Source organism: Clostridium sp. MCC328 (assembly GCF_018785465.1).
Taxonomy (GTDB): Bacteria; Bacillota; Clostridia; order Lachnospirales; family Lachnospiraceae; genus Pilosibacter; species Pilosibacter fragilis.
Genome location: NZ_WQPW01000024.1, coordinates 18,373 through 30,018, shown reverse-complemented (window position 1 = coordinate 30,018; position 11,646 = coordinate 18,373). Strand labels below are relative to the sequence as shown.

The 11,646-nt window shown below is 48.5% G+C and carries 11 protein-coding genes; 3 read left to right on the top strand and 8 right to left on the bottom strand.

Features of this window, described 5'->3' with window-relative positions; translation table 11 throughout:
• A partial coding sequence (locus GPK83_RS04990) for a Crp/Fnr family transcriptional regulator (RefSeq protein ID WP_215704152.1) occupies positions 1-879 on the top strand: 879 nt, incomplete at its 5' end.
• Between the two features lie 77 nt (positions 880-956).
• On the opposite strand, the gene GPK83_RS04985 is transcribed toward GPK83_RS04990, so the two are convergent.
• The 3 genes from GPK83_RS04985 to GPK83_RS04975 all read right to left on the bottom strand — a co-directional run bounded on the left by GPK83_RS04985 (position 957) and on the right by GPK83_RS04975 (position 3,789).
• Positions 957-2,339: a M20/M25/M40 family metallo-hydrolase gene (locus tag GPK83_RS04985; protein WP_215704151.1), complete on the bottom strand. Its 1,383-nt coding sequence runs from the start codon at positions 2,337-2,339 to the stop codon at positions 957-959.
• Positions 2,340-2,532: 193 nt separating this feature from the next.
• Positions 2,533-3,027: a nitroreductase family protein gene (locus tag GPK83_RS04980; protein WP_015552946.1), complete on the bottom strand. Its 495-nt coding sequence runs from the start codon at positions 3,025-3,027 to the stop codon at positions 2,533-2,535.
• 123 nt (positions 3,028-3,150) lie between these two features.
• Complete coding sequence (locus GPK83_RS04975; RefSeq protein WP_215704150.1) at positions 3,151-3,789, bottom strand: hypothetical protein; 639 nt, start codon at positions 3,787-3,789, stop codon at positions 3,151-3,153.
• Positions 3,790-4,159: 370 nt separating this feature from the next.
• Between GPK83_RS04975 and GPK83_RS16790 the strand changes: the two genes are divergently transcribed.
• Together GPK83_RS16790 and GPK83_RS04965 are read left to right on the top strand one after the other, a co-directional pair.
• Positions 4,160-4,279 (top strand): helix-turn-helix domain-containing protein, encoded by a 120-nt coding sequence (locus GPK83_RS16790; RefSeq protein ID WP_345941777.1) that lies wholly within the window; start codon positions 4,160-4,162, stop codon positions 4,277-4,279.
• Positions 4,280-4,415: 136 nt separating this feature from the next.
• Positions 4,416-5,078 (top strand): AroM family protein, encoded by a 663-nt coding sequence (locus tag GPK83_RS04965; RefSeq protein WP_215704149.1) that lies wholly within the window; start codon positions 4,416-4,418, stop codon positions 5,076-5,078.
• A gap of 311 nt (positions 5,079-5,389) precedes the next feature.
• Here the strand turns inward: GPK83_RS04965 and GPK83_RS04960 are convergent, their stop codons facing one another.
• The 5 genes from GPK83_RS04960 to GPK83_RS04940 form a co-directional block, all read right to left on the bottom strand.
• The gene (locus tag GPK83_RS04960) at positions 5,390-6,568 is read right to left on the bottom strand and encodes a ribose-phosphate pyrophosphokinase (protein ID WP_015552943.1); all 1,179 of its coding nucleotides are present in this window, start codon (positions 6,566-6,568) and stop codon (positions 5,390-5,392) included.
• A gap of 211 nt (positions 6,569-6,779) precedes the next feature.
• A complete protein-coding gene (locus GPK83_RS04955) occupies positions 6,780-7,778 on the bottom strand; it encodes an ATP-binding protein (RefSeq protein WP_215704148.1) in 999 nt (332 codons plus the stop codon).
• Between the two features lie 113 nt (positions 7,779-7,891).
• Positions 7,892-9,019, bottom strand: coding sequence for a DnaD domain protein (locus GPK83_RS04950; RefSeq protein WP_215704147.1), 1,128 nt, complete (start codon positions 9,017-9,019; stop codon positions 7,892-7,894).
• A gap of 405 nt (positions 9,020-9,424) precedes the next feature.
• Positions 9,425-10,807 (bottom strand): UDP-N-acetylmuramate--L-alanine ligase, encoded by a 1,383-nt coding sequence (gene murC, locus GPK83_RS04945; RefSeq protein WP_117483562.1) that lies wholly within the window; start codon positions 10,805-10,807, stop codon positions 9,425-9,427.
• 323 nt (positions 10,808-11,130) lie between these two features.
• On the bottom strand, positions 11,131-11,634 hold the full coding sequence (locus GPK83_RS04940; protein ID WP_117503557.1) for a QueT transporter family protein: 504 nt from the start codon (positions 11,632-11,634) through the stop codon (positions 11,131-11,133).
• Between the last annotated feature and the right edge of the window lie 12 nt (positions 11,635-11,646).

The following is an 11,646-nucleotide window of genomic DNA, read 5'->3' as shown; positions in this document are numbered from 1 at the left end:
GTATCTGGAAGAACTTTTAGAAGCTTAAAAATAGCTGAAAACAGAATTGGTGGTAGACAATCATTCATGCGTTTGTCGTGCTCTATAAAGCTATACTTCTTGACAATTTTTAGGCATAATGATAAACTTTTTCATAACTGTATGATGTATTTCACTTTCATATTTTTAAGCTGGAGTCCCGGCATTCCCCGCATTTTAAGGAGGTGTTTGGCTTTGGAACGAGAATACTGTGTAAATTTCGAACCATATATCAACGACGAGCTTTCCGAGCTTGTAAAAACATATGGGTACCGCATTGAGGTGCCTGCTAATACCTACTATATTAAACCCGGTCAAAAGCTTACAGAAATCACTTATATTGCAAGTGGCTCGACCTCCCACTCCATGTTTGGGCTGACCGGGCAGGAAAAGATTTCCTACATTCTCAGTGCCGGATGGTTTCTTACGGAAAGTCTGTTTGCAAATAAAAAAATGTTTTCGATCGCAGAGCGTTATACCTCTGCGCTGACTGATCTTGTTTTATATAAAATTGATGCCAATGCATATAATATTCTGATTGAAAAAAAGGTGTTTCGCGATGCCATCATCCGCAGTCTGAGCAATAAGCGGGCATTCTTACAGCGGGAACTTGAAAGTGTAACTCTCGAATGCGTGAAAGAACGTTTGAAAAATTTCTTTGTTCTCCTGTCCGATCCGGCATCCAGCAAAGACCGCACCTGGTATCCGTTGAGCCATTATTACACACATCAGGAGATTGCCTCTATTATAGGAACAAACCGTGTGACGGTGAGCCGCCTGATCAGTGAACTGGCCCGCGAAGACTTTCTCCGTGTCATTAATAAACGGGTGGAACTCAACAGCATCCATATTACGGATTGACCGTGATCCCACCTTTGATATCTAATGTAAAACAGATCTGGTACTTACACATAATACCAGATCTGTTCTTTTATTTCTTATTCTCTATCTTGTTTCCCCATCTCGTACATCAGCGCGATCATATGTTTTATGGATGCCTTGTAGTCATCCAGCTTCATATTTTCATTCGGTGCATGATGGTTTGCATTTGTATTTCCTGGTCCTACGCCAACGATCGGCATATCCGGCCATGCACGGTGGAAATAGATTGCCGGGCCACTGCCAAGCGCTGTCGGCTCGATCACCATCGGTTTGTCATAAACTTCCGCCGCGGAATGTTCCAGCCATTCCTTTAACGGAATATCCACGCTGGTACGGACCGGAGTATTTCCGCCTCTGCGTACGACTTTTACATCTCCAAAACCATGCTTTTTCAGATGTTCCCGCAGCTGTTCTTCCACCTTATCCGGAGACTGGTTTGCAACCAGATAAAATCCGATCCGCGCGTATGCTTTGTGCGGCACGATTCCTCTGGCTCCATTGTAAAGCTCGCCGGCTTCCAGACCGCAGACTGACATGGATGGCTCCATATAGATCTGCTTTTTCAATTCCAGCCCACTGCTTCCCCGCAGGAATGAGGTCAGTCCCAGTTTTTCCAACTGGCTCTTTTCATTATATGGGAATGCATTTAAGATCTCTTCGTCCTTTTTCGTCACCGGAAGGACATCATCATAGAACCCCTCGATCGTGATTCTCTCATCCGCACTTTTCAGACTTGCAAGCGCCCATACAAGCCGCCAGGATGCACTTGGAACATATGTCCCCATTCTGGCATGAACATCTTTTTTCGCAGTTTCTACCGACAGTTCAAAGCTCACACTTCCCCTGACGCCGAATCTCGCCCATGGTCTTCCTTCTTCATCGCGGCGCCCATTTTCCCACAGGCAGACGTCTGCTTTCGATAATTCTTTAAACTTTTCTGATTGTTCTCTGGAAAACTTAGATAAAGACGGGCTGCTCGTCTCCTCATCGCCCTCAAACAGGAATTTTACATTGATCGGCAGCTTGCCCTCCACTGCAAGAATCGCTTCCACCGCCTGAATTCTTGAGAGAAGAGGACCTTTATTATCCGACACACCTCTCCCATAAAGGACACCGTCACGGATCATCGGTCTAAACGGCTCGTTGGACCACAGCTCATGTTTCCCCTCTTCCACGACATCGTAGTGATTATAGAATAACAGAGACGGATGTTTATCTCCATCTTCACCGGAAACAGAAGCTGAAATTAAGGCATTTCCATTCTCCACTTTCTGAAATTCGTGCGGAATTCCCACTGCACTTAGCTTCTTGTCAATCCAGTTTCTTGTCTCTTCCAATCCGGTCTTGTCCCCTGCTACGCTGCGGTGGGAACAAAATTCCTTCATTTCCTCCATCATGCGATCAAAATTCTGATCGACATAATCAAAAATTTTCTTCATGATCATTCCTCCCAGTCTCTTTCTTTTCCTTCATGATATCGGAATCCGGTTTTATTTTCTATATGAATTGCTACAGTGTAGCATGGGTTACATTTCCACTTATCATCTGCAGCTTCTATCCGGCATTTTCTTTCTGACATGAGCAAAAGAGACAGTACGGATCTCTCCACACTGTCTCTTTCCTTCTTCTATCTTATTTCACATAATGGATCCTGCTCTGATCGAACCGATCCTGCTGGGTCCGCTCCTCATCCGGGTAACCGAGAGCAAAGATGCCGAAGGCCCGCTGTCCCGCCGGGATTCCGACGATCTTCTCTACATCCTTCATCCGTTCCTCTCTCGGAGCTACGCCGAGCCATACGCCGCCAAGTCCGATCTCATCCGCTGCAAGCCACAGGTTTTCCATCATGATGCTCATATCGATCTGTGCAAATTCCGGCAGATCGCATTCCTCACGGTATGCAGTCACGATCGCCACCGGTGCTTTTCCTGCCGGCGCGGAGAACGGGCTGGACTCTCCGAGCTGTTTTAAAACTTCACGGTTTTCTACTACATAAAACTCCCACGGCTGCTGGTTCTTCGCGGACGGCGCTGCCATCGCTGCCTCCAGAATATAACCGATATCTTCATTTGATACAGCCTCATCTTTAAATTTACGAATACTTACACGGTGAAATAAATCTGCCATTTTTAAACCCCATTTTCTTTCTTGATATATTATAATTCTCAAAAATTTTGCTATTCCCGGACAGCTAAACAGAAGACCGTTATAGCCAGCTATTTTCCGGGAAAATTCCCATATTTATATTTTTTACTGCAATTTCTTGATCTCCAGCGGAAAGCTTACATCCTCGGAATCCATATATACAACGCCAATCTTCGCTCCGCTGTCTCCGCCCAGAGCATCCTCATCCATCGGACAGCCATCCTTCATGAACCCCATCTCAGTTCCATCTGCTGTCACCATCATAAACGTGCTCATCGCATTGGCCGTCGTCGTTCCCTCTGCATATGCAATCGTCCAGTCATCATCTCCCGGTGCCGCGATCACCATATTGACTTTCTCCAGATCCATATTGTCATGGATCTCGACACCGATATATCCGATTACAACAAGACTGTCATCCGCGATCTCGGTCTCCACGTCACCGATATTCCCGGTCGTGATCACATATTCTCCACCGTCATCTGCTTTGAGCGTAAACGTTCCTTTTTCGTCATTCGTCCCCGTCACGATTCCCTGAAGCAGGTGATAATCCGCAAGCCTCTCATAGTCCTGCGCCGCTGTTCCACTGGTTTCAGAAGACTCACTCTCCGCCATCCCTGTCCCGGTTGACTCAGCCACTGTCTCTGCTGCCGCAGTTGTCTCCGCCGGTTCTGCCTTCTGGCATCCGGCCGCCAAAGCTGCGCTCATTGCTACTGCTGTCATGTACAAATACGTCTTTCTCATAGCTGTCTCCTCTCTGTAAGCCGCATTTCATTATAGCATATTTCTTATATCTTATCAATCAGACTGCTGACGCACACATTGGTCACGCACATCAGCCTTTCTGTGCCAATATCATACCACATCCTGACAGAGGAAAATCCTAAATTTCTTTTAAATTTGTTTTACCTCCTGACATGCACCACCTGATAAGCGGCAAGTCATAAGAAAACCTCCAGTCACCGCATTTTTGCTATTCCCGGAGGTTTCTTCATTCTCAATTTGGTAGGGTTTTCTCTATTTTCTCACAAACTCCCCATGCGCCCTCTTCTCGAGAAACGTCGTCGTCGCCTCCAGATGAGAAAGACTCTGCCCCCCCCTCACAGGATGCTGGGTGCATTCCTTCCATTCCTACGAAAAGTACGGAAACGTCCGTGAGGCCGCAGAGAGCCTCGGAATGACACCGTCAACGTTCGTCCGGAAGAGACAGAAATATACGAAAGATGCGGATTGATAGATGGAAAGCCCAATGTTTACCTGGCTTTGAGGCTACAGATGTGATATATTGATGATATCTAAGTAAAGGTATCTTGTACCTGTGGACTGCCACAGGCAGCCCTCAAACCAATGATTCTGAAAGGGGTATCACTATGAAAAAAATCGGCGCGATTACTGTCGGCCAGTCTCCCAGAGTTGACCTGATTCCTGAGATCCAGCCCATCCTCGGAGACTCGGTTGAGATCATTCAGGCAGGAGCACTGGACGGACTTTCAAAGGAAGAGATCGCAAAGTTTGTTCCGCGTCCTGGTGAAAATGTCCTTGTGTCCAGACTCACGGACGGAACCTCAGCGACATTCGGAGAATCCTACATTCTTCCCCGCCTGCAGCTTTGCATTGACAATCTCGAACAGCAGGGTGTTTCCCTGATCCTTTTCCTCTGCACCGGAGAATTCCCGGCTGAATTTCGCTCTAATGTCCCCCTTATCTTCCCTGACCATATTTTAAAGGGACTGATTCCGGCCATCGGCGTGAAAAATCTGTCTGTCATCATTCCTACAAAGGAGCAGGAGGCACAGATGCCCGGAAAGTGGAAAGACTGCTGTGACTCTCTCCACGTGACCTCTGTATCCCCCTACGGCGATCCTCTCGCTGTTTTTGCAGCTGCAAAGGAGATCCCCGCCGATACAGATCTGATCCTTTTAGACTGCATCGGATACACCATCGAAATGAAGGAGCGTATCCAGGCTCTGACCCAAAAGCCAGTCCTTCTTTCCCGTACGCTCGTAGCACGGGTGATTCGTGAATTAGTCTAATGTTTTTCCCCTGGCAGTTTTTCTCACTTCATTTTCCAAGGGATTTTCAGCATCTCCTGTTTCCAATACTGTTCCGGTTATCGGGCCAAAACAGCCGAATATCCTGGCATCTCAAGGCGCTGCCTGTAATATAAGATCAAAGAGTACCATATCTCATCGCAATGTCACTATGATGAAAGCTGAATCTTTCATAAGAGTCCCAGAAATAAAGAAGTGCCTGTCCTTCTCCGGAAAATTTCCGGTAAAGGACAGGCATTCTTATATGGTCACATAATTTCTAATTCACTGCGGTTCGTTCACTGCCAATATTCTTATCTCTCCCCGGCGCGGTACTTCGCCAACAGGCGGTTGATCCTTCCTGTCGGGTTTAAGAGATCGCTCAAGGACGCGTCGTGGTTCAAGTTGTCGATGATAAGAGCAATGTACTTACTCATGTCAACATTGATATAGTACGGTTTTGAGAGCAGCTCCGGTGTCTGGTAAACAAGGTTCGTCGTCAGGACGCGGTCGATGATGCCATTCTCGTAGTACTCATCAAATTTCTTTAATCCGCCTGTAAAGAGACCGAATGTCGTGCAGATGAAGACCTTTCTTGCCTTCATTCTCTTTAACTCTTTTGCGGTGTCGAGCATGCTCTCGCCGGAGGAGATCATATCATCAACGATGATCACATCCTTGCCCTCCACGCTTGCGCCGAGGAACTCATGGGCAACGATCGGGTTGCGGCCGTTGATGATCTTTGTGTAGTCACGTCTCTTGTAGAACATACCGAGATCCAGTCCGAGAACATTTGCGAAGAAGACTGCGCGTCCCATACCGCCTTCATCCGGGCTGATGACCATCATGTGGTCACTGTCGATCTCAAGCTCCTTCTCGTTCTTTAACAGGTATTTGATAAACTGGTAGATCGGCTGTACCGTCTCAAAGCCCTTTAACGGGATCGCATTCTGGACGCGCGGATCATGCGCATCGAACGTAATGATGTTCTCAACGCCCATGTCGACGAGCTCGCGGAGCGCCATCGCGCAGTCTAAGGACTCACGACCGGTTCTCTTATGCTGGCGGCTCTCATAGAGGAACGGCATGATCACATTGATCCTTCTGCCCTTTCCGCCTACGGCTGCGATCACACGCTTTAAATCCTGATAGTGGTCATCCGGAGACATGTGGTTCTTTAAGCCGTTCATCGTGTATGTCATGTTATAATTGCAGACATCTACCATAATATAGAGGTCATCACCGCGGACAGATTCTGTCAGCTCTCCCTTTGCCTCACCAGAGCCGAAACGCGGAGTCTTTGCGCCGATAATATAGGAATCTCTCTGGTATCCAGCAAAAGCGATCGTGGTCTTGTGCTCACTCTCTCTTTCTTTTCTCCACTCGACCAGCCAGGCATCTACCTTCTTACCCAGATCCTCACAGCTTTTCAGCGGAATCAGACCTAAAGGTCCAACCGGTATTGTCTCAATCTGCTTTTCTTCGTACAGCATTCCTGTTCCTCCCTGTTTTTTCTACTCATTATTTGATATTTTTATCCGCCGCTCTCCGGGCTGCCTGTTCTTCACGGCATTTACCCTGTTCCCCATTTTTGCAGCGTACATACATTTCATTTATAGCACCATCCACCCGCCCCGTCAACCGGATTTCCGGCCGTCTCCGACAGGATTTTCCTTTTTTCTACGGCCATCCGGCACATTTTTATTATCCTCTGCGCATAAATCCTCTGCGCACGAGACGGAGATCATCCCCGATCAATGGTATGATCTTATACCGGCTCATGATCCTTGAGGTCACGCGCTCCGTGAACGCGTCCTGAAGCTCGCCAAGTGTCAGGTTTGTGGAGATGATCGTTCCCTTGTTTCGATTTAGCCGCTCATTGACGCAGTAAAACATCTGGGATGCCGTGAATGTATTGATCAATTCTGTTCCGAGATCGTCGATGATCAGGAGGTCACAATCCAGAATATAGGACGCCCGGTCCTTCGCCTCATCGTCATCGCCTCCACTGAAACGGCTTCCTGCCAGAATGTCGAACATATCCGTTGCCGTGAGATAGACCACAGAAAAATATCTTCGGATCAGCTCCCGCGCGATACAGTTGCTCAGGAATGTCTTTCCACAGCCCGTATTTCCGGTGAACAGGATACTTCCTTTCTCATTTTTGAAGTTTTCCACATATTCCTTACATTCCCTGATCACCCTGGACATATAGTCGTAGACGGTCATCCCTGTCTTTTCGTCCACATGATTTCTGTCATAGTATGCCATGGAAAGTGTGTCGAAATTCTCCCGTTCCAGAACTTCGCGGATATTCGACTGGTCATACAGGATCTCGATCTCCATGTGCTTGAAGCAGTGGCATTTTTTTCCGTCCGCGTATCCCGTATCCTTACAGTCCGGGCAGGCATACTGGAGTTCCAGGTAGTTTGCTGGGTATCCATTCTGTTTTAAGTAGATTGCTTTCTGCTCTTTTAAAAATTCCGCGTCTTTTTTCAACTGATCCGCCGCCGCGCGGTCACCGGCGAGGATCTTTCTCGCCGCCTGAGCCATAGTCGCCGCGATCTCATCGGACAGTGCCTCTACCTGTGGGACTTTCTCGTACACTTCCGCGATCCGCTTATCCTGCTCGCGCTTGTCCTGAAACTGTCTCTGATTGTAGACACGCATGATCGCGTCGTACTGGGAATTACTGAGTGCCATCCGCACTGCCTCCTTTTATCCTGCATTTTTTACGAGGTTCCATTCAGAGAACTTATTCCCCCGTACACAATAACTCTTACGGTCCATGCATCAAGGTGCGGACCGGCTGGCCGTTATTTTCTGTTCTTTATGTCTTCCCAGACATAATCATCGTAATTGTAGGACCGCTGTTCAAAGTTGTTGAACCGGTTCGTCGATGTGTTCCGGGTCTGTCTCGATGCCGTGCCGGATTTCTTCGCCTGTTTCTCCTGACGGCGTTTATCTAAGGTCTCAACGTCCTGTAAGGTCCGCACGCCGTTTTCCTTCCAGCCTGTGAGGATCTTGTCGGCATATGGGAAGCTCGCCGCTCCCGTGGCTGTGAGCGTCCTGTTGCATGCCTCCGTGACGATCGCAGCGTCGAAGCCGAACTCCTTGAACCAGCGGCGCATAAACTCCTGCTCCGCAGTTCCGGCGTTCCGGCCCATGATGCCGAAGGCTTTCATGACAGCGGAGGTGTCTTTTGAGTATCTCGTGGAGTGCTCTCTCGCCTCGTCGCGGGTATGGATCCCGGCCTGATACCAGTTCAGCGCCACTTTTTCTATGTAACGGATGCTGGTGTGGCCGCCCTCAGCGCAGTATTCCGCCAGGTATTCCAGAAGCTCGCAGGACATGTGGAGAACGTCATAGAAATAGGCGAATTTCTCGCACTCGATGGCGCTGAACGTCTTTCCGAGGTACTGTTGGACCGCGTAGAGGAGAGCAGAGAATTCTTCATCTGCCGACAGACGCTTCATGCGGTCGTAGCTGTTGCCAGCGTCCGGGATATCCGGGGTTCCGGATTGCTGCTTCGCCATGCCGCGGTTGCTGCTCTGCGGCTGTTTTCCGTTGTCCTCCATAGTCTCTTCCGGCATTCTTCCCTCCACATCAGTATCCCCGTAATTTCTCCGTGATTCCGGTGCCATGTATCCGGTATCTGTCATGTTTTCTCTCGTAACCGCAGATTCACTCACCACCGGTTCCTCTTTCTCCGGTGCAAGCACACCGGCGCGCTCCCAGTATGCCAGGGCACGGCGGACATCTGCCTCTGTGTGGTTCAAAGCGTCCGCGATATCCGGGATCTCCACGCTTTCCCCGGCGTGGCGCAGAAGATATAAGTACACCTTTACATATTCTCCGCTGGCTGTCCCCATGTATTCGTCAATAAATGTATTGGAAACGGCGGTCACTGCCGCATTTATGTTGTTTTTGTAGCCTAAACCCATTCTTTTTTCACCCTTTATGTTCACGTTCCATTTCAAATCTGCCTGATATATCCGCCTTCTGCCCTATCGGTCGTTCTCTCCATCGGCCACTTACGTCTCACATTTTCAGTTTTCCGGGCAGCACCGCACTTTCCGGCACACTCGTTATCTCTTCTCATCTTGAAATATCATAACATACCCCCACAAAAAATGAAATAGCCGGAATTATCCACTGCGCTGATTGTGGATAATGTGGATAACGTGGATAAATGCGTTACATAATTATCAATGAAACTCGAAAAATTCCCGTTTTTCCTTATTTTTCCCTACTTTCCGGCATTTTCAAATTTACAGTTATGTAAATCAAAAAATCCACAGGGTATTCAACAGGATTCTGTTGAAAACTCTGTGGATAATGTGGATAACTTACTGTCCAAGGAGCTTTTCGCCCACTTTTACAATATCTCCGGCCCCCATAGTTATCAACAGGTCGCCGTTGACACAATTTTCAAGAAGAAATGTCTCGATCGCATCGAAACTCGGGAAATAGTGGGTATCCGTCCCCAGCGCAGCGATCTTTTCCGCCAATGTCCCGGAGCTGATTCCCAGATTATCCGTCTCCCGGGCTGCATAGATGTCCGCGAGAACCACATGGTCCGCTGTGGATAACGCCTTCGCAAAGTCCTCCATCAGCGCCTTGGTTCTCGTATATGTATGCGGCTGGAAGACGCACCAGATCTCACGGTGTGGGTAATTTTTCGCCGCTGCCAGAGTTGCCGCGATCTCCTGCGGATGATGCGCGTAATCATCGATGATGGTCACACCGCCGATCTCGCCCTTTTTCTCGAATCTGCGGTGAGTACCTGTAAATCTAAGAAGTCCGTTCTTGATTCCTTCTCCGCGGATTCCCAGCTCATGAGCCGCCGCGATGGCCGCCAGGGAATTGTATACATTGTGGATTCCCGGAACGCCCAGTGTAATTGTATCAATTGCTTTTCCGTCTTCTAAAAGTGTGTATGTCGCGCAGGCGTTCTCGTTGAATGTCACGTCCGCGGCACTGTAGTGGCTCTTTGCCGGATCACTTCCGACGGTGATCACCTTGATCGGAAGTCCGTCGCAGATCTCCTTATAGTCGTGGATATCGCTGTTGATGATCAGGATGCCGTTTTCCGGAAGAAGCTCCGCAAATTTGCGGAAAGAATGGCGGATATCTTCGATGTCTTTGAAGAAATCGAGGTGATCTGCTTCTATATTTAATATGATCTCCATGTTCGGGAAGAAGGACAGGAAGCTGTTTGTATACTCACAGGCCTCTGTCACGAAGAGCTCCGGACCGCCGACACGGATGTTGCCGCCGATAGAGTCCAGCATTCCGCCGACAGAGATCGTCGGGTTCTTCTTCTCGTCCATAAGGATCTCCGTCAGCATGGAGGTCGTCGTTGTCTTTCCGTGGGTACCGGATACAGCGATGGATTTCTCATAGTTTTTCATGAGCTGTCCGAGAAGCTCTGCTCTGGAAAGGATCGGCAGATTCTTCGCCGCTGCCGCCGCGTACTCCGGGTTATCCGGGTGGACTGCCGCTGTATATACAACAGCGTCGATATCGTCAGTAATGTTCTCCGCCCGCTGCCCGTAGACGACCTTTGCGCCGTGGGCGGTGAGCTTGTCGGTGAGCTCGGACTCATGGGCATCGGAGCCGCTTACTGTGAATCCTCTCTCCAGCAGGATCTCAGCCAGTCCGCTCATGCTGATTCCGCCGATTCCGATAAAGTGAATGTGTTCTGGTTTATTAAAATCGATATGATACATCGTTGTCTCCTTTCGGATGTTTGATCTCTATTTTAAATGTTTTACACTGTATACATTTAAGCACGTATAAAATATGTGTTTAAATATACACAGTCTTTTACACATGATATCACAAAAATTAAAGAAAATCTATCCTCGAGGAAAAATTAACATGAGGCGAAATTCACGCAGATCTTTTCTTTTCTGTGCAGCACTTTCTATATAAAGCATCTTTGGCACGTTAGTGCCTTTTTATGGAACAGGGAATTTCTCGAAATTTCCTGTTCCATAAAAAATCCCGCATCTACTGGATTTTTCATCCAACAGATACGGGATCACTAATTTTACGCTGCAGCTTTTCCAAAAATCACATGCTGATACCGGATCAGAACGGATAACAGGATCTGACCAAGAAGGCCGATAGCCAGGATCTCTCCGATTCCGACTGTGATCGTGGAAAACCAGATCATGTCCTCAGAACCGTATGCGAAGCGGAGCACCCACGGAACAATGATCATGTTCGCGAGGATCGGCGGAACGGATACCAGATAACGGTTTTTCCGGAGCAGGTAGGAACCTACCGCACCGATCAGGGTCGCAATACTTCCAAAGATCACATCGAGAGCCGCCGCGCCGCCAAGGAAGTTGGCAAGCAGGCATCCGATAAAGAGTCCCGGAATTGCCGCCGGGGTAAAGTACGGAAGTACGCAGAGAAGCTCAGAGATCCGAAACTGGATCGGTCCAAAGCTGATCGGCAGGAACACCATCGTCAGCACCACATAGATCGCCGCGATAGCCGCCCCGTATACAAGTGTCAGTACCGGGCTGTTTGTTGCGTTGTTTTTCATATTCAGTTTCTC

Coding starts and splice junctions, on each gene's coding strand:
- GPK83_RS04985 (WP_215704151.1), bottom strand. CDS start 2,339: ATGAAGAAAATTTTTGATTATGTCGATCAGAATTTTGATCGCATGATG.
- GPK83_RS04980 (WP_015552946.1), bottom strand. CDS start 3,027: ATGGCAGATTTATTTCACCGTGTAAGTATTCGTAAATTTAAAGATGAG.
- GPK83_RS04975 (WP_215704150.1), bottom strand. CDS start 3,789: ATGAGAAAGACGTATTTGTACATGACAGCAGTAGCAATGAGCGCAGCT.
- GPK83_RS04965 (WP_215704149.1), top strand. CDS start 4,416: ATGAAAAAAATCGGCGCGATTACTGTCGGCCAGTCTCCCAGAGTTGAC.
- GPK83_RS04960 (WP_015552943.1), bottom strand. CDS start 6,568: ATGCTGTACGAAGAAAAGCAGATTGAGACAATACCGGTTGGACCTTTA.
- GPK83_RS04955 (WP_215704148.1), bottom strand. CDS start 7,778: ATGGCACTCAGTAATTCCCAGTACGACGCGATCATGCGTGTCTACAAT.
- GPK83_RS04950 (WP_215704147.1), bottom strand. CDS start 9,019: ATGGGTTTAGGCTACAAAAACAACATAAATGCGGCAGTGACCGCCGTT.
- murC (WP_117483562.1), bottom strand. CDS start 10,807: ATGTATCATATCGATTTTAATAAACCAGAACACATTCACTTTATCGGA.
- GPK83_RS04940 (WP_117503557.1), bottom strand. CDS start 11,634: ATGAAAAACAACGCAACAAACAGCCCGGTACTGACACTTGTATACGGG.